The sequence below is a fragment of the Nocardia sp. NPDC046473 genome, assembly GCF_040645995.1.
GTDB lineage: Bacteria > Actinomycetota > Actinomycetes > Mycobacteriales > Mycobacteriaceae > Nocardia.
This window is the reverse complement of the sequence record NZ_JBEYZJ010000002.1, coordinates 631,613-657,022: the sequence shown is the minus strand read 5'-3', so window position 1 is coordinate 657,022 and position 25,410 is coordinate 631,613. Positions and strand designations below refer to the sequence as shown.

Annotated in this window: 26 protein-coding genes; 14 read left to right on the top strand and 12 right to left on the bottom strand. The window is 67.9% G+C overall.

Annotated elements, in window-relative coordinates; genetic code table 11:
- The first annotated feature begins 9 nt into the window (after positions 1-9).
- From ABZ942_RS08505 to ABZ942_RS08495, 3 genes are all read left to right on the top strand, one after another.
- Positions 10-1,074, top strand: coding sequence for a DUF4328 domain-containing protein (locus tag ABZ942_RS08505; RefSeq protein WP_357380062.1), 1,065 nt, complete (start codon positions 10-12; stop codon positions 1,072-1,074).
- Positions 1,071-1,838 carry a glycerophosphodiester phosphodiesterase gene (locus ABZ942_RS08500; protein ID WP_357380061.1) on the top strand — a complete coding sequence of 256 codons (768 nt, stop codon included), beginning with the start codon at positions 1,071-1,073 and terminating at the stop codon, positions 1,836-1,838. The genes ABZ942_RS08505 and ABZ942_RS08500 overlap by 4 nt, the downstream gene beginning before the upstream one ends.
- Before the next feature lie 333 nt (positions 1,839-2,171).
- On the top strand, positions 2,172-3,092 hold the full coding sequence (locus tag ABZ942_RS08495; protein WP_357380060.1) for a DUF5926 family protein: 921 nt from the start codon (positions 2,172-2,174) through the stop codon (positions 3,090-3,092).
- Between the two features lie 259 nt (positions 3,093-3,351).
- On the opposite strand, the gene ABZ942_RS08490 is transcribed toward ABZ942_RS08495, so the two are convergent.
- The 3 genes from ABZ942_RS08490 to ABZ942_RS08480 form a co-directional block, all read right to left on the bottom strand.
- Positions 3,352-3,900: a ferritin gene (locus ABZ942_RS08490; protein WP_357380059.1), complete on the bottom strand. Its 549-nt coding sequence runs from the start codon at positions 3,898-3,900 to the stop codon at positions 3,352-3,354.
- A 72-nt stretch (positions 3,901-3,972) separates the two neighbouring features.
- On the bottom strand, positions 3,973-4,521 hold the full coding sequence (locus ABZ942_RS08485; RefSeq protein WP_357380058.1) for a ferritin: 549 nt from the start codon (positions 4,519-4,521) through the stop codon (positions 3,973-3,975).
- Between the two features lie 10 nt (positions 4,522-4,531).
- Positions 4,532-5,854, bottom strand: a complete 1,323-nt coding sequence (locus tag ABZ942_RS08480; protein WP_357380057.1) for an LCP family protein — start codon at positions 5,852-5,854, stop codon at positions 4,532-4,534.
- A gap of 351 nt (positions 5,855-6,205) precedes the next feature.
- Between ABZ942_RS08480 and ABZ942_RS08475 the strand changes: the two genes are divergently transcribed.
- Positions 6,206-7,000 carry a CPBP family intramembrane glutamic endopeptidase gene (locus ABZ942_RS08475; protein WP_357380056.1) on the top strand — a complete coding sequence of 265 codons (795 nt, stop codon included), beginning with the start codon at positions 6,206-6,208 and terminating at the stop codon, positions 6,998-7,000.
- A gap of 150 nt (positions 7,001-7,150) precedes the next feature.
- Here ABZ942_RS08475 and ABZ942_RS08470 read toward each other — a convergent pair whose 3' ends face one another.
- Positions 7,151-7,918, bottom strand: coding sequence for a DUF2470 domain-containing protein (locus ABZ942_RS08470; protein WP_357380055.1), 768 nt, complete (start codon positions 7,916-7,918; stop codon positions 7,151-7,153).
- 171 nt (positions 7,919-8,089) lie between these two features.
- Here ABZ942_RS08470 and ABZ942_RS08465 point away from each other — a divergent pair, with 171 nt between their 5' ends.
- The 3 genes from ABZ942_RS08465 to ABZ942_RS08455 all read left to right on the top strand — a co-directional run bounded on the left by ABZ942_RS08465 (position 8,090) and on the right by ABZ942_RS08455 (position 10,378).
- Positions 8,090-8,506: a hypothetical protein gene (locus ABZ942_RS08465; RefSeq protein ID WP_357380054.1), complete on the top strand. Its 417-nt coding sequence runs from the start codon at positions 8,090-8,092 to the stop codon at positions 8,504-8,506.
- 277 nt (positions 8,507-8,783) lie between these two features.
- The gene (gene pheA / locus ABZ942_RS08460; RefSeq protein WP_357380053.1) at positions 8,784-9,698 is read left to right on the top strand and encodes a prephenate dehydratase; all 915 of its coding nucleotides are present in this window, start codon (positions 8,784-8,786) and stop codon (positions 9,696-9,698) included.
- Positions 9,695-10,378 carry a histidine phosphatase family protein gene (locus ABZ942_RS08455; RefSeq protein WP_357380052.1) on the top strand — a complete coding sequence of 228 codons (684 nt, stop codon included), beginning with the start codon at positions 9,695-9,697 and terminating at the stop codon, positions 10,376-10,378. Before pheA ends, ABZ942_RS08455 begins: the two co-directional genes overlap by 4 nt.
- Positions 10,379-10,492: 114 nt before the next feature.
- On the opposite strand, the gene ABZ942_RS08450 is transcribed toward ABZ942_RS08455, so the two are convergent.
- Positions 10,493-10,981, bottom strand: coding sequence for a MarR family transcriptional regulator (locus tag ABZ942_RS08450; RefSeq protein WP_357380051.1), 489 nt, complete (start codon positions 10,979-10,981; stop codon positions 10,493-10,495).
- Between the two features lie 79 nt (positions 10,982-11,060).
- Here ABZ942_RS08450 and ABZ942_RS08445 point away from each other — a divergent pair, with 79 nt between their 5' ends.
- From ABZ942_RS08445 to ABZ942_RS08435, 3 genes are all read left to right on the top strand, one after another.
- Entirely contained in the window at positions 11,061-11,426 is a 366-nt protein-coding gene (locus ABZ942_RS08445; protein WP_357380050.1) for an antibiotic biosynthesis monooxygenase family protein, read from the top strand.
- A 154-nt stretch (positions 11,427-11,580) separates the two neighbouring features.
- On the top strand, positions 11,581-12,006 hold the full coding sequence (locus tag ABZ942_RS08440) for a DUF4267 domain-containing protein (RefSeq protein WP_357380049.1): 426 nt from the start codon (positions 11,581-11,583) through the stop codon (positions 12,004-12,006).
- 50 nt (positions 12,007-12,056) lie between these two features.
- Positions 12,057-12,518 carry a DUF2871 domain-containing protein gene (locus ABZ942_RS08435; RefSeq protein WP_357380048.1) on the top strand — a complete coding sequence of 154 codons (462 nt, stop codon included), beginning with the start codon at positions 12,057-12,059 and terminating at the stop codon, positions 12,516-12,518.
- Positions 12,519-12,583: 65 nt separating this feature from the next.
- On the opposite strand, the gene ABZ942_RS08430 is transcribed toward ABZ942_RS08435, so the two are convergent.
- The 6 genes from ABZ942_RS08430 to ABZ942_RS08405 all read right to left on the bottom strand — a co-directional run bounded on the left by ABZ942_RS08430 (position 12,584) and on the right by ABZ942_RS08405 (position 18,378).
- Positions 12,584-13,414 carry an ESX secretion-associated protein EspG gene (locus tag ABZ942_RS08430; protein WP_357380047.1) on the bottom strand — a complete coding sequence of 277 codons (831 nt, stop codon included), beginning with the start codon at positions 13,412-13,414 and terminating at the stop codon, positions 12,584-12,586.
- Positions 13,411-14,586 (bottom strand): PPE domain-containing protein, encoded by a 1,176-nt coding sequence (locus ABZ942_RS08425; RefSeq protein WP_357380046.1) that lies wholly within the window; start codon positions 14,584-14,586, stop codon positions 13,411-13,413. Before ABZ942_RS08425 ends, ABZ942_RS08430 begins: the two co-directional genes overlap by 4 nt.
- Positions 14,587-14,628: 42 nt before the next feature.
- Complete coding sequence (locus ABZ942_RS08420; RefSeq protein ID WP_357380045.1) at positions 14,629-14,949, bottom strand: PE domain-containing protein; 321 nt, start codon at positions 14,947-14,949, stop codon at positions 14,629-14,631.
- 159 nt (positions 14,950-15,108) lie between these two features.
- Positions 15,109-15,459: a metallopeptidase family protein gene (locus ABZ942_RS08415; RefSeq protein ID WP_357380044.1), complete on the bottom strand. Its 351-nt coding sequence runs from the start codon at positions 15,457-15,459 to the stop codon at positions 15,109-15,111.
- Between the two features lie 9 nt (positions 15,460-15,468).
- Entirely contained in the window at positions 15,469-16,599 is a 1,131-nt protein-coding gene (locus ABZ942_RS08410) for a septum formation family protein (protein ID WP_357380043.1), read from the bottom strand.
- A 78-nt stretch (positions 16,600-16,677) separates the two neighbouring features.
- Complete coding sequence (locus tag ABZ942_RS08405) at positions 16,678-18,378, bottom strand: aldehyde dehydrogenase family protein (RefSeq protein ID WP_357380042.1); 1,701 nt, start codon at positions 18,376-18,378, stop codon at positions 16,678-16,680.
- Positions 18,379-18,470: 92 nt separating this feature from the next.
- Here ABZ942_RS08405 and serS point away from each other — a divergent pair, with 92 nt between their 5' ends.
- From serS to ABZ942_RS08390, 3 genes are all read left to right on the top strand, one after another.
- Positions 18,471-19,733 (top strand): serine--tRNA ligase, encoded by a 1,263-nt coding sequence (gene serS / locus ABZ942_RS08400; RefSeq protein WP_357380041.1) that lies wholly within the window; start codon positions 18,471-18,473, stop codon positions 19,731-19,733.
- A 237-nt stretch (positions 19,734-19,970) separates the two neighbouring features.
- Entirely contained in the window at positions 19,971-21,836 is a 1,866-nt protein-coding gene (locus ABZ942_RS08395) for a bifunctional diguanylate cyclase/phosphodiesterase (protein ID WP_357380040.1), read from the top strand.
- 176 nt (positions 21,837-22,012) lie between these two features.
- Positions 22,013-23,353 carry an MFS transporter gene (locus ABZ942_RS08390; RefSeq protein WP_357380039.1) on the top strand — a complete coding sequence of 447 codons (1,341 nt, stop codon included), beginning with the start codon at positions 22,013-22,015 and terminating at the stop codon, positions 23,351-23,353.
- Here the strand turns inward: ABZ942_RS08390 and ABZ942_RS08385 are convergent.
- A complete protein-coding gene (locus ABZ942_RS08385) occupies positions 23,350-23,994 on the bottom strand; it encodes a TetR/AcrR family transcriptional regulator (RefSeq protein WP_357380038.1) in 645 nt (214 codons plus the stop codon). The two genes, ABZ942_RS08390 and ABZ942_RS08385, sit on opposite strands and share 4 nt — an antisense overlap.
- Positions 23,995-24,094: 100 nt before the next feature.
- Here ABZ942_RS08385 and ABZ942_RS08380 point away from each other — a divergent pair, with 100 nt between their 5' ends.
- Complete coding sequence (locus ABZ942_RS08380) at positions 24,095-25,348, top strand: oxygenase MpaB family protein (RefSeq protein ID WP_357380037.1); 1,254 nt, start codon at positions 24,095-24,097, stop codon at positions 25,346-25,348.
- The last annotated feature ends 62 nt before the right edge of the window (positions 25,349-25,410 follow it).

The window sequence follows — 25,410 nt, the reverse complement described above, 5'->3', positions numbered from 1 at the left end:
GGAGGCACGGTGAGCACGGTCGTACAACCTTGTGCGCGGTGTGGCGCGCGCTGGGCCGTGCAGTCGACCCCGATGCACTGGTGCCCGCGCTGCCGCGGCGTGTTGCTCTCGCCCGCGCCCATCGACGCGCCCGCCGAGCGGCGTAACTATCGCTGGGTGGCGCGCAGGCCCGACCAGCGCACCCGCCGGTCCCCGGTCCCCGGTCGTCCGCAGAGCCGGGAAACCCCGCGCTACACCCAGATTCCGCGCTGGGGCCTACTCGACCCGCCGCCACGACCCACCGACGCACCGGCCCGTCCGCTCACCAGGCTGACCAAGTGGGCGTCCGTGCTGCCGATCGCCACCGCGGCGTTGTTCGCGCTCGCCGCCGTCGCCGAACTGCTGCGCTATCTGCTGTTGTTGCGCAATCGCACGCGGCTGATCCATCCGGCGGTGCTGCTCTGCTCCGATGTGTTCGTTGTCGCCGCCGCGCTGCTCGCGCTGTTCCTCGCGTTGCTGACCGCGGTGGCGGTGGTCGGTTGGTTGATCGACACGCGCAGGCACGCCTTCCAGGAAACCGGCCGCGCCGACCCGCGCTCGGTGCGGGCGCTGGTGCTCGGCTGCGTGATTCCGGTGGTGAACCTGCTGTGGCCCGGCGTTTTCCTGACCGAGATCGTCGCCGAGCGCGCCGATCCGCGGGCGCTGCGGGCGATCCGGATCTGGTGGGCCGCCTGGGTGTTCGGCGGTCTGGTCGCGGTGGCCGCGCTGGTGTGGCGGACCGCGGATTCGTTGCAGGTGAAGGCGGACGGGGTGCTGTTCACCGCGTTCACCGACCTGGTCGCCGCCGCGGTCGCGCTGCTCACCCTGGCCATGATGCGGGCGGTGGAGGAGCGAGATGTGCTCGGCCGCAGCCGGACCGCGCGGCGCTGGTTGATCGCCGTCGACCCGGCCGTGCCGGTGATCGAGCCGGTGCAGCCGGGCGGGCGGGCGCAGCGTGCGGCCGTCGAGCCTGCGCGGGAGACGGATTCGGTGCCGGACACAGATGACGACAACGGTGCAGTGGACCGTGTGCACGAGGAGGTTTTGACCAAGTGAGCGAGGCCAGTCGCGCACCGTTCGTGGTGGCGCACCGAGGCGCATCGGCGGCGCGCCCCGAACACACGCTCGCCGCATACGAATTGGCGCTGCAGGAAGGCGCGGACGGCGTGGAATGCGACGTCCGGCTGACCAGGGACGGGCACCTGGTGTGCGTACACGATCGCACCGTCGACCGGACCTCCTCCGGCACCGGCCTGGTCAGCGAGATGACCCTGGACGAACTGAAGGAGCTCGACTTCGGCGCGGACGGTGCGGCGGCCGAGGTGCTCACCCTCAGCGAGCTGATCACGCTGGTGCTCGATTGGCGCAGCAGGCCGACCAAGTTGTTCATCGAGACCAAGCACCCGGTTCGCTATGGCGCGCTGGTGGAGAACAAGCTGCTCGCCGAACTGCAGCGGTTCGGCATCGCCACTCCCGCGTCCGCGGATCACTCGCGTGCGGTGGTCATGTCGTTCGCGGCCACCGCGGTCTGGCGAATCCGCCGCGCCGCGCCGCTGCTGCCGACGGTGCTGCTCGGGGAGTCGTCGCGCTATCTCGGTGGCGGCGCCGCGACCACGGTCGGTGCCACCGCGGTCGGTCCGTCGGTGAAGACGCTGCGCGACCACCCGGAACTGGTCGACAAGGCCGCCGCAGCGGGACGTGCCACGTATTGCTGGACCGTGGACGACCCCGATGATGTGCGGTTGTGCGCGGAGCTCGGTGTCAGCTGGGTCGCCACCAACCATCCCGGGCGTACCAAGGCGCTGCTCGACGCCGCCTGAGTCGCTCGAAACAGGCTCGCGCTGGTCACTTCCTGAACCGGATGACCACTCGGCGCTGACCGGAGTGGATTGCCGGGCGGTGGGATCGACTGGCGTTGATTATCAGCCGACGTGGATGAAGTCCTACGCCGACATTCATCTCGCGCAACAGCGAGGCGAAAGGCGGCTTGACACAACCGGTCCGATGTCCAGGTCGCCTCGGTCCACGGTGTGCGCGAACTGGGTTGCGCACCTGCGTAGTTGGCCGATCGCCGGTCCGTGTTCCGTCTCCGACCGCGTTCGGTGCCGTGGCGCGCGGGGTGTCGCCGCGCACACCATGTAGGTTGACCCCCCGTGGGTAAGAGCAAGCGGAATAGTCCTAAGCCCGGAGGGAACCGGGCACTGCGTCTCGCCGAGCGGAAGGTGGCGCTGGAGCAGGCGACCCAGGCCGTCTCGCGTCCCTTCGAGGGGCTGGCCGCGGAGTGCGATCTGGTCGCGCTGTGCGAGTTCGTGCCGTCGGCGACCGCCGAGCTGAAGCTGGCACCCGGTGTCGCGGCCGAGCGGTCGGTCGTGCTCGCCACCGTGCTGCCCGGTGCGGTGGCCGCGCTGGTCCGGGCCGGCGATCAGCCGAGCGGCTATGTCGGTGCGCAGGTGCAGTTCCAGGGCGCCGACCTCGGTGCCGATCTCGCCGCCGCGATCCTGTGGACCCAGTCCGCCGAGCCCGGCGATTCGCTGGCGTCGGTGGAGAGCGTGGCCGGCGGCCCGCGGCTGACCGACGTGATCGATCCCGGTGCGGACCTGGAACTCACGGTGCACCAGGACTTCGACTGGTGGGTGCCGGAAGGCGTGCAGCCCGACCCGCAGGTCGCCGCGACCATCGAGCAGGCCAAGCAGGCGATCAAGCCGTCGGCGCGGATCGCGCTCGGCCCGGACGCGACCGGCGCGGCGTGGTGGGTGGACGCGGGCGACAAGGCGCACATCCGCTGGGTCCGTCCGGAGAACGAGGACGACCTGATGCTGGCGCTGGCCCGCCTGCACGCCGCGGGTGGTCTGCACCTCGGCGAGGGCTCCCGGTTCGCCGGCTCGTTCCGCACGCACGGCGTGCTGGTTCCGGTCTTCGATCTGGATCCCGAACAGCATCCCGACGAATGGGTAAAGCCCGCACAGGAATTCGATGCCCGGCTGGCCGAGGCGCTGGCCTCGGAGGTGCCGTTGACCGCCGGTGAGCGCCGGTCCAGGGATGGCCTGCGGTCGCGTCAGGTGACCCTGCGCTGATCGTCGGCAACGGCACGGAGAATTTTGTGAAGAATCCCCCTTTCTAATATTGTCAGTGTTGGGTTCTCCGCTACTATCGGACGCTGGTGGACTCACCGACCTGATGATTGAAAGAGGAAAGACTCCATGGACGAACTGATCGCCGCGCTTCGGCTACTGCTCAGCTCCATCAGTGCCAAGTAGGCCATCTGCCTGAACGACAAAAAGCCCAGCTCTTCGTGAAGAGCTGGGCCTTTTTGCGTTTAACCGGCAACGCGGATCAGATGGATCCGCCCGCGGCCGAAGGTGCACCGGAAGCATCGCTGGCACCACTCATTTCCCTGGCGATGAACTCTTCCAGATCGAACAGGTTGGACCCGGCGCGCTCGGCGATGGTGAGCAGGGTGGTCATGTTGGCGACCTCCTCGACCTGCTCCTTCAGGAACCACTGCATGAACTGCTCGCCCAGGTAATCGCCCTCTTCGCGGGCGGTGCTCGCCAGCTGGATGATCTGGTCGGTGACCGTCTTCTCCTGGGCCAGGGCCAGCGCGATCGGCTCGTGCACATTCTCGAACTTGGACTTCGCCGCGTCGATACCGGACAGGTCGACACTGATATCCCGGTCGAGGAAGTACTGCACGATCATCATCGCGTGATTGCGTTCTTCGACCGCTTGCGCATAGAAACGCTTGGCCAACTGCGGCAGGTCCGCATTGTCGAACCACACCGCGATGGCGATGTATTGATGCTCGGCGTTGAATTCATGCCTGATCTGATCGTGGAGCAGGCCGTGGAATTTGCTGCGTGGGGACTCCGGATGGCTGGACATAGTGTGCGACATTAGCGCTGGTCACAGCGCTTGTCATCCAAGTGCAACCTTATTGAGGCTAGTATTGCCTAATTAATTCTTCGCTGCCCCAGCCATTCTCGGGGTCGCGTTGTCGGCCCGTTGTGGGGCGCGAAGTTCGCGTGCGATGAAGTCCTCGACGTCGAAAAGATCGCCCGTCGAACGGTCGATCACGGTCAACAGCGTGGTCATCTTCGCGACCTCTTCGACCTGTTCCTTGAGGAACCATTGAATGAAGCGCTCGCCGAGATAATCACCCGATTCGCGAGCCGCCCGCGCGAGCCCGGTGATCTGCCCGCTCCTGGTCTGCGCCGTCTCCAGCAGGAAAGCTATTGCGGCACGCGGGGATTCGAAGGTCGACCGGACCTCGTCCAGGGCGCCGATGCGGACCTCCAGATCGCGGTCGAGCAGATACTGGACCATCCGCAGTGCGTGCGCGCGTTGCTCATCGGACTTGGCATAGCAGTGTTTCGCCAACTGCGGCAACCGATTCGAGTCCAGGTACACGGCGGCCGCGAGGTACTGCTGCGCGGCCGTGAAACCGTGACGAATCTGCGCACTGAGCAAAGTGGGGAACGGCTGATCGAGCTCGGTATCCGTCATGTAATCGACGCTACCGCGTCAGCAGGTCCTCCGGAATCGGTCTGTCCGAGGCAATCGCATCGAAGAACTGGCCAGCCTTGTTCTTGTCCCACAGCAGCACATTGCCGCTGTCGGTATCTTCGAAGCCGCCGACCGGCACCGTCGTCGGTATTGTGTCGCCGCGCATCGCCCAGCCGAGCTGCGCCAAATTCCAGATATGGTCGCCGTTGTCGACCTTCAGCGATTTCACGGTGTCGGTCGCCAGCGGCCACAGCTTGAACGGATTGGCCAGCGTCGCACCGCTGGTCGCCTTCTTCACCAGCGCCGCCATGAAGATTCGCTGATTGTTGATCCGATCCAGGTCGGCCAGCGCGGTGGCGCGGCTGCGCACGAAGCCGAGCGCCTGCGGTCCGTTCAGCTTCTGGCAGCCGGCGGGAAGGTTGATCCCGGCCAGCGGATCGTCGATCGCCTTCGGCACGCAGACGTCGATGCCACCGAGCGAGTCGACGACCCCGGCGAAACCGCCGAAGCCGATCTGTGCGTAATGATCGATGTGCACGCCGGTCGCGATCTCGACGGTCTGCACGAGCAGTTGCGCGCCGCCGATCGCGAAGGCGGCGTTGAGCTTGTCCTTGCCGTTGCCCGGAATGCTGACGTAGGAGTCGCGCGGCAGGCTGATCACCGTGGTCTTACCCGACTTCGGGATGTGCACCAGCATGATCGTGTCGGTGCGTTCCGGACCGACCTCGCCGCCGGTGGCGAGCTGCTGCTCCTGCTCGGGCGTCAGGCCCGCGCGACCGTCCGAGCCGACGAGCAGCCAGTTGGTGCCCGGCGTATCGCCGACCCGGCCCGCATAGCCGGCCAGCGCGGGGATGCGGGTCAGCGAGCCGTCGAGTTTCACGACGGCGCCGACCACGGCCACGATCAGGATCAGCAGCAGGACCAGGAACCAGCGGAAGTAGTGGCGCTTGCGGCGCGGCCGCGGCGGCCGCGGCTGGCGTTCGCCGCGCGGCGGACCGGGCGGCGGTGGTGGCGGGCTGCCTCGGTACGGCCGCTGCGGTGGCGGTCCCTCGCGATAGGGGACCGGCTGCTGCGTCGGCGCGTGGGTCGGTGCCCGGTGCGGCTTGTCCAGCGGTGGCGGTCTGCGTGATGCGACGTTTTCCGGCGGGACCTGCGAATAGGCGAGCGGCTGCTGCGGGCCGCCGCGGTGCAGCACCTGGGTCGGCTCGATGTAAGGCGACTGCGGGTCACCCGGTGGCCCAGCACGGTGCGGCCCGGGACGCTGCATCGGCGGCTGGCCGGGCGGCGGCACCCCGCGCATCCGCGCGCGGTACTGGGGGTCGTCGCCATTCATCACTGAGACTCTACTTATCCGTCGTCGTTCGGGGAGGTCGTGCGACGGATGATCTCGCTCCGATTCCGGCGTTCGTCGTACTCGACTGCCCTGAGTACGACGCGCCGGTATCAGTGCCCGTCCGTCGGTGCACTCTCTATGAATTCGCGTGTGCCGTCCCGTTGTTATCGCAATGCGGAGAACAGTTGGATCACGAGCTCCGCTCGACGGTATCGATGCAGGTGAGGGCCTTGTCGGCGGATCGATGTGTTTGTCGACACCGCGCCGCTTCGGCCTGCCGCGTGGACGACGGTCACCCGGCGAGTGTGTGGTGCGCATCGCTGGTCGCGGATGGGCAATAGATTCGAGCCTATGCGTGATGAGTCCGGGGTCGAGAGCGGCGCGTCCGAGGTGACGGATCGGGAGCGGCTCGGGATCAAGCTCGAGATCGCGGTCGTGCTGGTGATCACCTTCGGATCGAGCGGGCTCAACGCGGCGCTGTCGCTGGTGGAGAGCGCGATCGCGGCGGGTGGCGTGGGCGGGCAAACCGTCGCGCTGAATCCCTCGCGGTCCGCGCAATCGACCATCGATCTGCTGTTCCAGCTGCTGAGCGTGACGCGGCTGGCCGGGTGGGCGGCGCTCGCCCTGTATCTGTTGTGGCGCAGCGGAATCGGTCCGCGCCTGATCGGGCTCGCGGCGCGACTGCGCTGGCGCGCGGATGTCGTGCCCGGGCTGGTGCTTGCGGCCATCATCGGGTTGCCGGGTCTCGGCCTCTATTTGACCGCGCACGCCATGGGGATGAGCGTGACGATCGTGCCCGCCTCGCTCGGCGACCACTGGTGGCGGCTGCCCGCTTTGATCCTGTCCGCCTGCGCCAACGCGCTGGCCGAGGAGATCATCGTGGTCGCCTACCTGATCACCCGCCTGCGCAAACTCGGCTGGTCGGAGAACCGGTCACTGGTCGCCTCGGCCCTGCTGCGCGGCAGTTACCACCTGTACCAGGGTCTCGGCGGCGGCATCGGAAACCTGGTGATGGGCTTGATCTTCGGCCGCTACTGGCAGCGGACGAACAAACTGTGGCCGTTGATCCTGGCCCACGCCACCATCGATACGGTCGCCTACGTCGGCTATACAGTCCTGCACGGCCATGTTTCGTGGCTGCCCTAGTCGAATACCCGATCCGCGACGTGAATCTGGTCGGCTGCAGCACCGATCAAAGGCTTGGCGGCCACGTCCCCGAGTAGATGCGCACAGCCCGCCGGCGCCGCTCAGTCCTACTGTGCGAGTGCGGGAGTCGGGGTTCTGAGCAGGACAGGGTCAGATGCGGCGGAGTCCGTTGAGGAATGGGCAGCCCGCCAAGGTGCGGACCGCGCGGCTGAGGGATTCGATGTCGTCGGCGGGGGAGCTGAACGGGAGGCGGAAGTCGTGGTCGCCGTCGCGGCCCTCGATGCGCAGGGTGAGGCCGTAGCGGTCGATGGCGAGCGGGTGCACGATGCCGTGCTGTAGCCGGGGCGGCAGGTGGCGGGCCAGCTGCGCGACGACGTCCGCGTGGTCGGCGTCCATGTGCTGTAGCCAGGCGGATTCCAAGGTGCAGAACGGATCCGGCTGGGCCAGCCGCAGTTCGTCGATGCTCACCGATTCGGCACCGGTCGAGTCGGCCACCACCGCGGAGTTGATCACCAATCGCAGCAGGGTCGCGCTGTGCCCCACGTCGAGCAGGCCCGGATCCGGGTTTTCCTTGGCCACCTCACCGGCCAGCGCGCGCTGGGCCTGCGCGGGCACCGCGCGCACCCAACCACGCAGCCACACCAGCGCGCGCACCGGTTCGCGCAGCGGCAGCGGGGCGTGATCGGTGAGCTCCAGCACCGCGGGTGCGCCCGCGTCCGGGGAATTCCCGGCCACGATCGCCGCCACCGAGGTGGTCGGCACCGCGATCACCGCGTCGCCGCACTCGCGCACGTGATGCACGGAGATGGGCGTCGGGTCGATGCCGGGCATGGCCAGCACCGCCTGCTCGGCATGCGCGCACGCACTGCGCACCCGCTCTGCGGTGGACGGTGTGACAGTCGATGTCGGACGCGGCATGCAAACCTCCGTGGTCGGGCGTTGTTCGCCTCGCTCGGGCGCTCAATTAGGTTACCCTAAGCTAAGTGACGAGCGGAACATCCGCAACCATTCGCCCCATCCTGATCCTGAGAATTCGCCCGCGCGTTCGCGCTCGGCAGCGCGCCCGGACCCGGTTGTTACGGTGGATCAGTGGCGCACGGATCGGAATCAACCGCAGAACCAGTACTCATCGCACTGACGACCCCCGCCCGACGCAGCATCGTCGACGGCCTGGTGCGCGCCCCGCAACCCGGCGGCGCCGCCCCGATCCTCGACGCGGACGCCCCCGATCCCGACGTCGCCGCCTTCCTGGCCACCATCGTCCACACCGACACCGGCTTCATCGCCCGCACCTCTTCAGGTCCGCGCGCCCTGGCCATCGTCGCCGCCACCGCCGCCGCCCTGTGCGGAGAGGACATCCGCGCAGCCCTCGTCACCCCGGACACCACTTTCCTCAACGCCCTGAAACCCCCTGCGGTAGAAGCCCTCCGAACCGTCCTCCTCGCCATCGAGACCGACGCCAGCGCCGAAGTAACCCAAGCTCTCCACCTCCTCGCCCGCCCCTGAGCCACGACTAAGACCGTGCGCAACCTGGTTTGCCGCGCATGTTGTGGGGCGCCGCGCACGAAATCGCCAGCAGATTCGCGCGCGGCACGCGGATTCGCGCGCGGCAGACCATCGCACAGCATGCGTGGCACGCGGCTGCGGTGCGGTAGCTCGGGATGTCGCCAACAGAACGTCGAGCTCGGCGGCGCGCTGGGGTGGGCGGCGGAAAAGCCTGGTCGGGTGGGGGTGGTGGTTAATAGCGGGGGCGGCGGTCGCGGACGCAAGTAAGGTCGTAACCGTGCCGCGTATCGCGTACTTCGGGCCCTCCGGAACTTTCACCGAGATGGCCCTCGCCGAACTCGAAACCTCGGGGGCCTTCGAAGGGGTCGTCGAGCGGGTTGCCGCGCCCAGTCAGGGGGCCGCGCTCGAGCTGATCCGGTCCGGAGACGTGACGGGAGCGGTGGTGCCGATCGAGAGTTCGGTCGAGGGCTCGATCTCCGCGACGCTCGACTCCCTCGCCATCGGTCCGCGGCTGCAGATCATCGCGGAGACCGAGCTGGAGGTGACCTTCACGATCCTCGGTCATCCCGGCACCAGCCTGTCCGAGGTGCGCACGCTGGCCGCCTATCCGGTGGCCGCCGCCCAGGTGCGTGAGTGGGTGTCGCGGGAGCTGCCGCAGGCACAGCCCTACGTGTCGGCGTCGAATGCCGCGGCGGCCGAGGACGTGGTGGCGGGCAAAGCGGATGCCGCGGTGTCGACGGCGCTGGCCGGTGCGCGGCTCGGGTTGGCGGTGCTGGCCTCCGGCGTGGCCGACCATGAGCAGGCGATCACCCGTTTCGTGCTGGTCACCCGTCCGCGCGTGGCGCCGCCCGCGACCGGTGCGGACCGGACCTCGATCGTGCTGGAGTTGACGAACGAGCCGGGCTCGCTGATGCGCGCGTTCGCCGAGTTCGCTACCCGCGGCATCGATTTGACCAGGATCGAATCCCGCCCCACCCGCACGGGCATGGGCACCTATCGCTTTTATCTCGACTGCGTCGGGCACATCGATGACACCGCGGTGGCCGAGGCGCTCAAGGCTTTACATCGCACCGCCCGGATCCGGTTCCTCGGTTCCTGGGCCGCGACGTCGGCAACCGGCACGCCACCGCCTTCGGACGAAGCGGCTGCGGAGTGGCTGACCCAGCTCAGAAAGGGGGTGGCGGATCTGTGACCGAAGCGAAGATCGGCCCGGGCAAGTTGGTTCTGGTCCGGCATGGCGAGACCGAGGGCAACGTCGCGAAGCTGCTCGACACCAAGGTTCCTGGCCTACCGCTCACCGAACGCGGTGCGGCACAAGCCAAGCTGTTCGGAGAGAACCTGCTGAACCCGCCGCAGGTGCTGTTCTGCTCGGCGGCACAACGTGCCCGCCAAACCGCCGGCTATATCGAAGCCGCAACCGGCGTGCCTGCCGTCGTCTTGGACAACGTGCAAGAGGTGCAGGCCGGCGACCTCGAGGGCAAGCACAGCGAAGAGGCCCACCTCTACTTCCAGCGGATCTACCGCGCCTGGCACAACGGCGACCTGGACCAGCGCGTCCCCGGCGGGGAATCCGGACGCGACGTCCTCGCCCGCTTCCTCCCCATCATCGAGGAACTCCGCGAAACGTACCTGGCGCCGGACTCGGCCACCGGCGATATCCTCCTGGTAAACCACGGTGCCGCAATGCGTTTGGTCTCCCGCTACCTAGCCGACGTGCTACCCCCGTTCACCACGAACAACCACCTCGACAACACCGAAACCATCGAACTCGTCCCCCTGCCCGACGGCACCTGGGACTGCACCCGCTGGGGCCGCTTCACCCCACCCTTCGGCTACGACGTCGCCCCCACCTCCGACGACCCGATGGGCTAGCAGCGCCTCCCGCGCATGAATCCCTTGCCCCGCAAGCGAATTCGCTGACAATCGTGCTCGGCATCCGGCTGTGTCGTTTCGAACCGCGCTCGCGGGTCGCTCGGCAGGCTGAGTTCACCGTGCTTCTCGGCGGGCGCGGCGCCGTCGTTGCAGGCCGGGGTGGATCCCGGCGGGGAGGTCCGCGTGCGCGGCGATGCGCTGGAGGAACGGAAGGAGCAGGGTTCGCTCGGTCTCGTCGAGGGGTGCGAGGATTTCCGATTCCAGCGCGTCGGCCTCGGCTTCGACCGCCTCGAGCACTTCGCGCGCATGATCGGTGAGGTGGACCGCGTGTGCGCGACGGTCGTCCGGATGCGGGCGCCGGGTTACCAGTGCGCGCTCCTGTAGCTCGTCGACCAGTCCGACCATCGCGTTGCGGTGGACCCGCAGCAGATCCGCGAGTTCTTGCTGACTGCGACCATCCGCCGCTGCGAGGTGGCCCAGGACCGCGAAGTGGGCGGGATCCAGATCCAATCGCGCCAGCTGCTCGGTGAACCGGTACGCCACGTGATGACCGATCTGCGACAACAGGAATACCCCACGCGAGTCCAGCGGTCGGTTCACCATGACCCTCACATTAGCAACTCAACATGATTGCCATCTAACAGGATTGACATATAAGAAGATTGTCATTTACCGTGACAATATGACAGCTTCAAGCAACCCCGCCGTCCCCGACACCGACGCCCCGGTCACGGTGATCAACACCATGGCCGTCCCTGTGGCACAGCGGGATCTGTTCCTGCAGCGCTGGCGGGAGAATGCCCAGTACATGGCGTCCGCGCCCGGCTTCCGCCGATCCCGGATGCTCCAGGCGGCCGCCGAAGCCGCCGAGGCGGTCTTCGTCAACATCGGCGACTGGGACAGTGGCACCGCCCTGCGCAGCGCCCTCGACACCCCGCGATGGCGCGAGCTGAATCAGCGGATCCAGGACGATCTCGACCTCACCGCACGACCGATGATCTACCGTCTCGCCCTCGACGTAGCACCCGGTGACGTGCTGTCCCGGTGACCGCCGATCCCTCAGCACCGGGCCGACTCATACGAGACAGCGGTCGGACGGGCCGGTACCCCTCGGCAGGACCGGATGCTTTGCCGGACAACAGTTCTGATCGGCCGCAGCTGAACCCTGTCCCAGTTTGTCTGAACATCACGGAGAACGAACCATGTCGCGCAAGAACCTCAACACCGTCCTGGCCACCGCCGTCGTCGGGTTCACCTTCTACCTCTCGTTGTCCTTCATCCTGACCCCCGAGACGGCGGCCCAGGGCTTCGGACTGCCGAGTTGGCCCGCTGGCGGCGACGGCTTTCTCATCGTGAAAGGCTGCCGCGAACTCGCGATGGGCCTTGGCGCAGGCATCCTGCTGGTGACCGGCCGGCGCCGCGCGCTGGGCTGGGTTCTGCTGATGACGGCCGTCGCCCCGCTCGGCGACATGGTCAACGTCTTGGCCCATCACGGCTCCACGGCCATCGCGTTCGGCGTCCACGGCCTGACCTCCGCGCTGATCGTGGCCACGGGCCTGCTGCTCCTCCGTGAGGCCGGCAAGACCCAACAGGCCGCTGCCCCGGCGCTCGCAGTGCAGCCCGCCTGAGGTCTGCCCGCCCCCGAACGACCGCAACATATTTCACGAACGAGGACCCGATGAAACAGCTCTACTGGGCCGCCGTCGCCTATACCGCACTGGGACTGCCGTCGGGCTTGTTCTACCGCGAACTCACCAAAGCCCACCAGTTCACCGGCAAGACCGAACTCGCCGTGGTCCACACTCACCTGCTGGCGCTGGGCACGCTGTTCTTCCTGATCGTTCTGGTGCTCGAACACCAACTCGCCCTGTCGAACACCCGCAGCTATCGCTGGTTCTTCGTCGTCTACAACACCGGTGTCTGCTGGGTGGTGTCGTGCATGACCGTCATCGGTGCCCGGACCGTTCTCGGGTACGGCGAATACAAGCCGCTATCGCACCTGGCCGGGGGCGGTCACATCCTGCTGACGATCGGATTCGTGCTGTTCTTCGTCACCGTGCACCAGGCCATTACAGCTCGCCGCGAGGAGCAGCCAGGCGGCACCACAGTCAGTTCCTCGGCCGGGCAGCACGTTTCATGACCGGCCGAGGACCTTGCTGGGGTGCGTCGCCCGAGTTCGTCGGACGCGTGGGCAGTGCTGAAGTTCTAGACCTGCTCCGGCTTACGCGGGAACTCCGCACGCTCCGGCAGCTCACTGATCAAGTCCTGCAATGCCGTTCGCAACCGTGCGGGCGTCCCGGTGGCAAGCGACGTCCACTTCACGCCGTCGTCGGACTTGCTCGCGGTCGCGATGAAGCGGCCGCCGCGAGTGTTGAAGACGGCGATGTGGTTGTCGGTGACGTCGCGGGTGCCGTCGCCGTACACCACGGCGACGATCTCGGCGTGTGAGTGGATCTGCACCATGGCCGAGGCGAGGGCTTGCGCGTCGGCCGGCGGGGTGCCGACCTTCGCCAGTCGGGTGGTGGTGGCTGCCGCGTCACCGGTGTCGTCGAAGATCGGCACCAGCTGTTCGGTCGGTGCCCGCATGCCGGTGAGGTCGAGCGGGTCGGCCGGGCCGAGGGCCGCGATCACCGGGCCGGGCAGGTCGTCCTCGGCCTCGTCGATCACGTAGGACTGCGGCCCGCGAAGGGCGACGGTGACAACGTCGTCGCCCTTCGCGAGACACATGCGACTCACTTGACCGTCCACGAACAGCCGCAGTGCGACCACCCAGTGCGGTCGGTACAGCGCGAGCAGCCGATCTTCGAGTTCCTGATGGATCACGTCACCGATCAGCAGTTCCCGATCGGCGAGCGACTGGGCGGCCACGGCCATCGCGGCATCGTGATCGGCCACGTTGTCGTATTGCCCGCGTGCGTCCAGCACGACGGGCACCTCGTCGATCTCCAGCTTCTCCAGGAGAAACTGCATCTCGTCGAGCGACAACACCACCGATGCGAGCATCGACGGGCCGCGGCCCGCACCGAGCACCGTCACTTAGCGGCCGTACCGGCTGCGTCGGCGCCGATCACTCCGTCGGCGGCGTAGCGACCGTCGTTGAAGTGCTCCGAGCGCAGGTAGTCCTGGCTCTTGTGTTCGGTCTCGTCGTCCTCGTCGCGAACCTGGTTGCCCAGCAACGGGCTACCCGGCGTGTTGTTGCGCTGGACCGGTGCCGCGGTGGGCTGGCTGACCGAGACGTTCTCGGCGACCGGTGCCGCGGTGGGTGCGCCACCGATCGTGCTCGAGCCCCAACCTTCGGGCAGCTTGAGTGAACCATTGCCGAGCGACACGGAGGCGCCGGAGCCGAACGACGCGGATCGCGTTCCCGCGGACACCGCGGCGGAGGCCAGACCCGCGCCGCCGACCATGGTGGTCGGCGCGACACTGCTGATTCCGGGTGTCGCGGCGGTGGTGACGGCCGCGATCGCGTGCGAGCCGATGGTGCCCGCGGTGGACACACCGGTGGTCGCCACCGAGCCCGCGAAATTGGCCGCCTGCGTTGCCGCGCCGACCACGCCGGGGTTGTTCACGAGTGCCGCCGCCGTCGAGATCGCGGTCTGCACCGGATCGGCGTTGGTGGCCTGGTAGGCCTGATCGGCCTGGCCCGCGGAATCCGCGGTGCCCGCGCCGTGCGCGATCGCGGGCGGGTTGATGAACTCGCCCGGCGTCAGCACCATCGCGGTGGTGGCCGCCTCGTAGGTCTCCATGGTCAGTGCCGCGCGCAGGTCGAGCGCGGCCTTGGCCGCCTCGGCCGCTTCCGAGGAGCCGTTCAGCACACCGCCGGTGGAGGCGGCGGCGACCCGCGCCGCGTCGACGGCGGCGATCTCCGGGAGGCTCGGCATGGCCAGCGAGGCCACGGTGTACGCGATCGCGTTGCCCGCCGCCTTCGAGCCCATGGTGGCCGCCATGACGCCCTGCTGCTCGGCCCAGCCGATGAAGCCGGTGAGCTTGGACAGCGCCGAGATGCCGTTGATGCCCTGCATGCCGACACCGAGCTCCGCCATCACCCGGGCGACGGTCGCGGTGGCGTCGACCCAGGCGGCGGTGAGCCCGCCCCAGGCGGTGGCCGCGGCCGAGATCGGGATGGCGTGCGCGCCCGAGTTCAGCGCGATCGAGTTTCCTTCTGCGAGGCGGGGCAGCCAGAACACCCCGGTGATTCCTGCGGTCATGCTTTCTCCCCTTGCTTGTGCTGTGTGCGATGCCCGCAGGCGTTAAGCGATTGTTCCGCTGATGATGCTGACGACGCCCGCTCGGGCGACGTCCTCACCGATATGGGTGACGAGCTGGCTGCGCAACGTCGCGGCGGCGTGGTGCAGCTCCAGGATCCCCTGGGCGACCGCCTGGTCGTGCGTCATCGCACCACGGTTGAGGTGGTTCGCGGCGTGCAGCGACACCTCGTCGACGCCGGAGGGGATGACGTGCGTCGCGGGCGCGGTCACCGCAGCGGCGGCAGCCAGCCGCTCGGCGAGTAGATCCAGCTCAGCGGCGGCAGCGAGGACGACTTCGGGTTGTACTAATACGTGGCCAACCATGACTCGACTCCTTCTAGTGGCGGCTATGGGGCGGAACCACGAGAATTCCCCCTTCGAGTGATAGGACGCGACAGCGAAGCGATCGGTTCCATCGAATCCCCTAAAGTTTCTTCCTGTCTCACCCCAACTGCAACCGCACTCATACAGCTGGGATAAAGACTAGCCCCATCCCAGCTGATGTAGGCGGTCTTCGTCAATGCCGAAATAGTGTGCGATCTCATGGATCACGGTGATTACCACCTCTTCCACCACTTCGGCCTCGTCCGCGCAGATGGCGAGGATGGACTCGCGATAGATCGTCACCGTGTCCGGCAGCGAGCCGCCGTAGTGGCTGTCGCGTTCGGTCAGCGCTATCCCGCGATAAAGCCCGAGTAAATGTGGATCCTTCGGATTGCGTGGTTCGATCAGTACGACCACGTTATCGATGGCCCGGGCCAGCTCCGGCGGAATGCGGTCGAGCGCGTCGCCGACCAGCTCCTCGAAACGGTCCTCGGACATGGAGACCGGCATCGTCGCGGACTACCTCGGCTGCGGGGGCAGCGGCGCCGCGCCGGGCAGCGGCGTCGGGGTCGAGCGCCCGGTGTTCGGCGGCGGCTGCGGAGCCTGGCCGTTGATCAGGATGTCGCCCTTCGCGGAACCGGTGATCGGCGCGAACCCCTCCCGATCGGCCCCCTTGCCGACCATGCAGTCCAGCTTGCGACTGCCCGCCAGCCAGCTGCGCGCGTCCAGGTAGTCGAAGAACAGCGTCAGCGTCTTGTTGCGCACCACGTCGGGCCCGCCGAGATAGTCCGACGAGGTCCGCGCGCATTCGTCCTCGACGAACTTGTCCTGATCATCCTTGGCGGGCGGCCCGCCCTGGAACCGCTGGCCGAGGTCGATGGTCGACACGACCTCCACCGCGTGCACCTGCCCGCAATCCACCGGATCGGTCGGCAGGTTCTGATTGATGCCGAGGCATACGCCCGGCCCGTACACCTTCGACTGATCATGTTCGGCGGCGCTGCCCACCGACGGCGGCGTGCCGGTGCTCGCCGCGTACTGCAGTCCGCAGCGCAGTGTGCGGTCGCCGTGCTGCCAACCGTCGGGACTCGGATACATCAACCCGACGATGTAGCGCCCGCGCGGATCGAACTTCCCGCCCAGGTACTGCTGCACCGCGGGCACGCAGTGCTCTTCCTTCAGCTCGGTCAGCCGCAACGAGTCCGGGAACCGCGAGCCGGGCCCGAACTCCTTGCCCGGGTACTTGCTCATGTCGACATCCGCCGCGACCTCGAACATGTGCTTGGTATCGCAGCGCACCTTGAACAGATCGGAGTGGTCCGGCTTGGACCAGCTCAGGCAGTCGCCCTTCACCGCGGTGCCGAATTCCTTGTCGACCACCGGCTCACCGGGCGAGCCCGGCGTGTGTGCCTCGATCTTGTTGTTGTCGAACCCGGTCACGAACAACGTCACCAGCGCGGCGATCACGGCACCGGCGGCCACCAGCAACAGTCCCCAGCGCAGCGTCGGCGCGGGCAACGGCGTATCACCGGTGAACAAGCCCCGAAACGTGTCGAGCGAACGGCGCGCCCCGCCGGGGCGCGACGGCAGGCCACGTTTGGTCAGCCGGCTCGATGGCTCTGGCTTGGGTGCACGATCGGAGGAGGACATCGCGATCCATCATGGCAGTCTCCGAGCCGCGGTGCCACGACCTGGTCTGATCAGCGCTTTTCGCCGCGGCCGGCCAGGTTAACCGCGGAACGCGGAGACGAAGATGCCGGGAATCCGCGCCGGGTTGCCGCTCGCGTAGAACTCGGTCAGCTTGCGTCCGGTCTCCGCCGCGGCCGCATTGTCGACGAACCACGGCGGCTTCGGCGACAACGCCAGCTCACCGTGCAGCACCGAGCGCGGCGCGGGCCGGAACGGTCCGTGCACCACCGTGCGTTCCACGTCGTCCAGCAGGAAAGCGTTGTGCACCACGCCGATGCCGCTCTGCACGTCGTCGAGGGTGTGGCCGGGGAACGCGCCCCACGAGGCGCGCGGGGCGAGGAAGGCGAGTCCGGTCCAGGCGTTCACCGCGATCGCGCCGTAGCGCAGCCGTTCGATGGCGCGGTCGAAGCCGATGCCGAGTTTACGGATGGTCGCCGGATGGGCGAGCACGTTGGCGCCGAGCGTGCCTGCGAGTTCGTTGTTCGCGAAATCGACCGCCTGCTGCAGGAATTCACCATCGGTGTAGGGCAGTTCGACCACGCCGAGGACGGGGGAGAAGTATTCGGTGCGCAACAACGGCGTATCGGTGAGCGGCAGCTGTTCGACCAGCACCCGACCCGATCCGACCTGTTCGGCGTCGGGATAGGCGGCGAGCGCGTCGGCCACCCGCGCGTCGCTACCGGGGTAATAAGCGGTGCGCTGCGGCGCCTGCGCGAGGGCGGTGCGCAGCTCGGCCAGGAACTTGTCCTTGAGCGCCCAGTCCTTGCTGAGCACGATGGCCTGCGCGGCGATGCAGTTGTAGCCGCCGTTGTGCAGCCGCTGGGTCGCCACGTGCTCGGCCTGGAACCGCAGATCGGCAGCGGACCAATCGCCCGGCACCACGATGGTCGGCGAGACCCCGCCCAGCTCGCTGGTGATCGGCTTGTCCAGCAGCGGCCGCTTGTCCTGCTTGCGCTCCAGTCCCTCCGGCCCCGGTCCCCACACGATCGCGTCGTGTGTCTGCGCACTGCCGGTCATGTGCACATGCGCGACGTCCGGATGGTGCACGAGGTAGCCGCCGGTCGCCGCGCCACCCGTCACGATCCGCAGCACGCCCAGCTCACACAGCGGCGCGAACACCATCTCGAACACCGTGTACAGCGGATCGGTGATCGGGTTCAGCTTCAGCACGACCACGCGGTTGTGTGCGTACAGCTCGTACAACGCGTCCAGCGGCGGAATGGAGGTGATGTTGCCCGCGCCGAGCACGACCCCGATGCCGCCGGTCGCGGTCGGATCGAGCTGCGCCAGCCCGGCCCGCCGCCGCGCGGTCGCGGCGTCGACGCCCGGCCGCAGCCACACCTCGCCGTGAAAACCGTTGAGCAACAGCCGGTCATAGGTGCTCAACGGCAGAATCGGGACCGCGACCCGATTGCCCGGCGCGGCCTTGATCGCCACCCCGTCGAGCGGACTGCGCCCGTCCTCCAGCGCGGCCATGGTCGCGGACAGCGCCGCGGTGGCCTGCAGCAGGGTCATCGGCCCGGACATCCACTCCTCGCCGACCAGCGGCGAGTCCGCGTCCAGGCCCTTGATGGTCCGTGCGGCCCGCACCCAGTCGTCGGCGAAGCGGCCGGTCCGGGCGTGGATGTCGTCGAGGAGTTCCCGGCGGCGGCGCAATGGGGTCTGTGCCCACACCTTCGCGCCCGCGGTCAGCTCGGCCAGTGCTTCATCGATCGCTGAATCGTCGAAAGTTGTACCCACAAGCCAACTATGCGCGCGCGAGCGGCCGAGCGGCCAGCATCCTGGGATATCGGGGTGAAACAGTAATGGCCGGACCACTAGGCTGAGGACCCATGATCGACCTCCGATTCCTGCGGGACAACCCCGACGCGGTCCGCGCCTCGCAGCGCGCCCGTGGCGAAGACCCCGCCCTCGTCGACGCCCTGCTCGCGGCGGACGCGGCGCGCCGCGCGGCGGTGGCCACCGCCGACAACCTGCGTGCCGAGCACAAGGCGATGGGCAAGCTGGTCGGCAAGGCGAGTAAAGACGAGCGCTCCGGGCTGCTCGCGCAGGCGCAGGAGATGTCGGTCAAGGTCAAGGAGGCCGAGGTCGCGCAGCACGCCGCCGACGCCGACATGGACGCCGCGCACCGCGCCATCTCGAACGTGGTGCAGGACGGCGCGCCCGCGGGCGGCGAGGCCGACTATATGGTGCTCGAAACCATCGGCACGCCACCGGAATTCGACTTCGAGCCGAAGGACCACCTGGAACTCGGTGAGTCGCTCGGCCTGATCGACATGGAACGCGGCGCGAAGGTCTCCGGCGCCCGCTTCTACTTCATGACCGGCTACGGCGCGCTGCTGCAGCTCGGGCTGCTGCAGCTGGCGGCGCAGAAAGCGGTGGCCAACGGCTTCACCATGATGATTCCGCCGGTGCTGGTGCGCCCGGAGATCATGGCGGGCACCGGCTTCCTCGGTCAGCACGCCTCGGAGGTCTACCGGCTCGCCGAGGAGGACCTCTACCTGGTCGGCACCTCGGAGGTGCCGCTGGCCGGTTACCACTCGGACGAGATCCTCGACCTGAGCAACGGCCCGAAGCGGTACGCGGGCTGGTCGTCGTGCTTCCGCCGCGAGGCGGGCAGCTACGGCAAGGACACCCGCGGCATCATCCGGGTGCATCAGTTCGACAAGGTCGAGATGTTCGTCTTCACCACGCCCGAGCAGGCCGACGCCGAGCATCAGCGGCTGCTCGGCTGGGAGCGGGACATGCTCGCCGCCGTCGAGGTCCCGTACCGGGTCATCGATGTTGCCGCAGGCGATCTCGGCAGCTCGGCCGCGCGCAAGTTCGACTGCGAGGCCTGGGTGCCCACCCAGCAGACCTACCGGGAACTCACCTCCACGTCGAACTGCACCACTTTCCAGGCCCGTCGCCTTTCGGTCCGCTACCGCGACGAGAACGGAAAGCCCCAGATCGCAGCCACTTTGAACGGCACGCTCGCGACGACCCGCTGGATCGTGGCGATCCTGGAGAACAATCAGCAGGCCGACGGTTCGGTGCGGGTACCAGCGGCGCTGGTCCCGTTCGTCGGTACCGAGGTGCTGACTCCGCCGAAGTAGGGCACACCCGAAGTCCGCCGCGCAGCAGGCGATAGGCGGACATTCGCCCGTCCGAACTGCCTGCGGTTCGCCTCTGTACAGACCGCGCCGGTGCCGACGATTGTGGGGTATGGGCACCGGCGGCCAAGTCGCGTTGGCAACCCGAATGTTTCGCGAAGATGAATAGCTACCAGTTCGCCATGCCGGATTCACGGGATGTGGCAACCGCTGGGATTCGTTGTGTCTAGGCTATTCCCCGTGCGAGGAATCGGGGCGCGCGGCGATACCCGAACCCGGGTGCGGGCGGCATCGGCGCTGGCGACAGCTATGGTCATGGCTCGGACCACCGGGGCGTTCTACGTCATGGGTGGTGTGCTGGGTCTGCTGATTACTGCCATCGCCCCGGGCGAGGAGGGTAATCGGCCGCTGGTCGGCACGGCTGCGGCGATTGCGCTGACGCTCGGACTCACCCTGCTCGCGTGGGGTCCGCGCCTGCCACACTCCGTCCATCACGGGTACGTCGCCATCGCGACGGTGCTGGTGACGGTCGCGGTCTATGCCTTCCCGAATACCGTCGGCGCGATCAGCCTCGCCGCCTTCTATGTCTTCGTCGCCTGTGACGCCGCGCTGTTCTTCGCGTGGACGCAGGCCGCCGCGCATATCGCCTTCGCCATGGTGCTGTGCCTATGGGTATTGCCCCTGCGGCCGGTGCATCCCGGGTTGCCGTGGTGGTCCGGGCTGATCCCGGCCGGGGTGACCTTGGGTGTCGGCGTGGTCGTCGGGATTCTCACCCGGATGGCATCGGAAGCCGATATCGACGTGCTGACCGGCCTTTTGAACCGGCGCGGCTTCGATCGCGCGCTCAACTCCGCGATCGAGCAGGCCACCCGCACCGGCCAGGGGCTCGCGCTGGTGCTCGTCGACCTCGACCGTTTCCAGAAGATCAACGACCACCTCGGCCACCGCGCCGGCGATGCCGTGCTGCAGCGGGTCGCCGACACCTGGTCGAAACTGCTTGCGTCGGACCAGCGCCTGGCCCGCTACGGTGGCGACGCGTTCGCGATGCTGTTGCCGAACACCACTGAGCAGGCCGCCATCCTGCTCACCGAGCAGTTGCGCGCGGCGGTGACCACCGGCTGCTCGGCGGGCGTGACCTCTTGGCAGCCAGGCGAATCCGGTTCGCTGCTGGTGAGCCGCGCGGACGTCGGCCTGTATCGGGCCAAGCAGGCGGGCCGCAACCGGACGGTGCTCGAGTCCTCGCGCCAGCTGCCGCTCGCGGTGGAATTGCGCGAGGCCATCGACCGCGGCCTGCTCGACGTGCACTACCAGCCGATCGTCAGCCTCACCGAGGGGGGCGGCAAGGCGGTCGGTGTCGAGGCGCTGCTGCGCTGGTCGTCGAGCGCGCAGCCGGACGTCACCACCGAGGGCCTGATCCGGGTCGCCGAGGAATACGACCTCATCTCCGATCTGGACGAGCTGGTGCTGCGCCGGGCCTGCGCGGACGCGGCGCGACTGCAGGACACCTTCGCCCAGCTCGATCTGACCTTGAACGTGAATGTCAGCGGCTTGGAACTGGCCGAGGCAGGCTATGCCGATCGCGTCGCGGGCATCCTCGCCACCACCGGCTGGCCGCCCGAGCAACTGGTGCTCGAGGTGACCGAGAGCGAGCTGGCGGCCGAATCGCATACTGCCATCGCGAATCTGCACACCCTGCGCGACCGTGGCGTGCGCATCGCCATCGATGACTTCGGCACGGGATACTCCTCGCTCAGCAGGCTGGCCACGCTGCCGAGCGATATCCTCAAGGTCGACCAGTCCTTCGTCGCCGCGATCCGCTCCGACTCCCCGGCGCCGCCGCTGCTCGGCGTGATCGCCGCGTTGAGCAGCGCGCTGGACCTGCAGGTGATAGCGGAAGGCGTGGAGACCGAATACCAGGCCGCGGTGCTCACCGAACTCGGTTTCGCCCTCGCGCAGGGGTACCACTACAGCGACTCGCATCCGGTGGCGGACCTGATCAGTGACCTCAACGAGAACCACGGACGGGTCGGGCCCGGCACGCTCGGCCGGGAGCTCGACGACGGCGATTCGATGCACGCTGCCAACGGTTGGCTGCCACTCGGATAAATGCTTGACGCAGCATGCCGCAGGTACCCATGCTGATTCACATGCGTTTGATCGTCTACGTCTGTTGATCTGTCAGCGGGGTGTTCGCCCGGCTGACGGGTAGGACACTCAGCTCGCTCCCGACCGCGCCGCATCGGTGCTCGGAATCGACGGTTCGTTCGCTGACCGTCCGTGCGGTGCTCTTCAAGGGCATCGGCGACCTGATCCCGCTCTATGCGCTGTATGCCTTGCTGTTCGCCGACCATGGGCTGAGCACCGGGCAGATTTCCTCGCTGTTCGCGATCTGGTCGACCACTGCGTTCCTACTGGAGGTGCCGTCCGGCGCGTGGGCGGACACGGTCTCGCGACGCGCGCTCCTCGTCCTCAGTGGTGTCCTGTTGACCGCCGGATTCGCCCTGTGGACCCTTGTCCCGAACTACCTCGGCTTCGCCCTCGGATTCGTACTGTGGGGCGCCGCAGGCGCTTTGGTCTCGGGCACCTTCGAGGCCCTGCTCTACGACGACCTTGCCGCCCGTGCCGAGCAGTCCGCCTACGCCCGCATCCTGGGCTACACCCGCGCGGCCTCGGAAACCGCGGTCGTCGTCGGTATCGTCGCCGCTACCCCGCTGTACCTCTGGGGTGGTTACGCGCTGATCGGTTGGTCCAGTGTGGGATTCGCCGCGCTGCACACGGTGATCGCGATGTCCCTGCCGAGCGCGCCGAAGGTGGTATCCGCCGCCGACATCGATGAGCTGGAAGACGCAGCCACGACACCGGCGACCGGATCGTTACCTGACAAGAGTGCCTCGATGCCGGATTGCCTTGCTACCGAGAGGAATCGGAACGTCACCACCGATGGTCTGGCCCGAGCGGTATCGGGCGACGCGAGGGTGGGCACGGCGAGACCGTTCGCGCGCTACCTCACCATGTTGAAGACCGGTGTCGGGGAAGCGATTCGGGTACGCACGGCACGCAACGGAGTACTGCTCGGAGCTCTGCTGTTCGGAATCACGGCATTCGACGAATACTTCGCGCTGCTCGCCGAGTCGGTCGGCGTGGCGACGGCGGTGGTGCCGCTGCTCGTCGGACTGACCGTGCTCGGCTCGCTGGGTGGAGCACTACTGGCCGGCCGTACCGAGGGCATGTCGGGCCGCACCATGGCGATCGCCGTCGGCCTCGGCGGCGTCCTTTTCCTCGGCGGCGCGCTGGTCGCCGGCCTCGCCGCGCACCAGCCGAGCGCCGTGTATGTCCTTACCGGCCTTGGCTTCACGGCGATCGGCTGCTCCTACGGTATCGTCTACAACGCAGGTGTCGTCGCCGGAGCCCGCCTGCAAGACGCGATCGAGGGCCCGGCCCGCGCCACCGTGACCTCGGTATCCGGCCTGCTCGGCGAGGTCGTCGCGCTGGCGGTATTCGCCTTCGCCGCCCTCGCCACCACCGAGTGGTCGCTATCGATCACCCTTGCCCTGCTGGGCGCCACCATGCTTCCCATCGCCTTGCTGACCCCGTCCTGGCTGCCGCCGAGGCGCCAGGACTAGTCGAGCCGGACGCCGATGAGATGGCCTGCGGTGAGCAGGAATTGGTCGGTGGAGCGGTCGATGAGGTCGGCGCGGGTGATCGGGAGGGTGCCGGCCAGCCAGCTGTTGGTGGTTTCCCAGAGGCCACCGAGCAGGTGGGTGGCGGCGAATTCGGCTTGGTCGCCCGCGCTTTCGACCACCTCGGCGCCGACCTCGCCCGCGCACACCGCCATCATGATGCCCGCGAACGAGCGCATCACCTCGGCCCTGCGCATCAGCAGGGCCGGGTTCAGCTGCGCCTCGACGGTGGCGATGCGGGCCTTGCGCGGGTCGTCGGCGATCAGGTCGATGGCCGCGGCGATCGCCGCCCTGGTCTTGGCTCGGATGTCGGTGGGCGTGGTGACGAACGCGGTGACCACCGCCTGCCCGATCTCGTCGACGATCCGGTCGAACAGCTCGCTGAACACCGCGTCGAGATCGCGGAAGCTCTCGTAGTAGTACCGCTCGGACAGCCGGGCCTGGCCGCACAGCCCGGACACGGTCAACTTGGCGAAACCCGAGGTCCCGATGATTTCCTGCGCGGCGTCGAGCAGTGCGGCGCGCCGCCGCGCTTTGCGCTGTTCGATCGGCACGCCGCCGTAGGACCGCGAGGTGGTAGCCATCCGAATCATTCTGGCATATATCCTTGCCAGATATCGGATTCTGTGGGACGGTCTTGTCAGAATGCTCGACCGCGAACCTCGATCCGACGGGTGAAGTGCAATGGCGCATGACAACCAGAAACTGCCCACTCCGCAGCTGTTCACGGAGTTCCCGTACAAATACGCCGTGCCCGTGCTCGCACCCGGCGACCTGAGCTGCACCGCCGCCCAGCGCGACTCGTTCCGCCGATTCACCACCGTCGGCGATCCGCTCGCCGACGCCATGGTCGCGATGTTCAAGCAGCTGCCGGTCGGCGAGGGCCGCCGGATGTTCGAGGTCGCGGTCGAACGCGGCATCGCCGCCGTGCCCGACGCCCCTGCCGAGCTGACCGCGTTCTTCGAGCAGGTGGAAGCCGAACCGTACTGGCTGGACCGGGAGAAGATCGACCGCGGCGCCCGCGTCGTCGGCCGCACCAGCGTCTGGGGCGGCATCGCGATGGGCATGTTCGCCCTGATGGGCGGCTACCTGGCCTCGCGCGCGGACAAGACCCTGGTCGGCACCGGCGATCTCGATGCGATGGCGCCGCGCCGCCTCGCCGAAACCACCCAGTGGTGGCTCGATGTCACGACTCCCGGTGGCCTGCAACGCAATGCGGTCGGCTACAAGAGTGTGCTGCGGGTGCGGTTGATGCACGCGCTGGTGCGCGCAGGCATGAACCGGCGCCCCGACTGGGACTACGAGGCGTGGGACCACCCGGTCAACCAGGTGCTCACCGTCGGCACCCTCGGCCTGTTCTCCATGGCGAATCTCGTTGGCGCGCAAGCGCTCGGCCTGCAGTTCTCGGCCAAAGAGAAGGACGCGGTCTTCCAGCTCTGGCGCTACGTCGGGTTCCTGCTCGGCGTCGACGCGGAGATCCTGCCGACCTGCGAGACCGATACCTGGCGCGCCTTCTGGATTCTCGCCGACACCGAATTCATCCCGGACGCCGACTCCCAGCGCCTGGCCCAGGCCCTCATCCCGGCAGCGGGCGGCCTGTTCGTCGGCAACACCACCGCCGCGCACCGCGCGCTACGCCGGGTGATCACGTCCTACATGGTCGCGTACAGCCGAATCATCCTCGGCCCCAGCAACGCCGACTTCCTCGGTTTGCCCGACAGCAGATTCTTCCAGAGCGCGGTCATGGCCACCGCCGTCGTCAACGGCGCCCTCGAAGTGCCTCGTCGAATCCTCCCCGGCGCCACTCGCTTCCACGAAAACCTCGGCGCCCGCATCCGCACCCGCCTGGTCCGCGGCTCCATCGCCCGAAACGGCGGCGACCGCACCTACGCCCGCCACGACACGTACGCCACCCGCCCGGCGCTCCGCGCAGGCTGACCCGCAGGCCCCGCGCAGGAACTGTTCCGGTGCGCGCGAATTTGCTGGCAATCGTGTGCGCG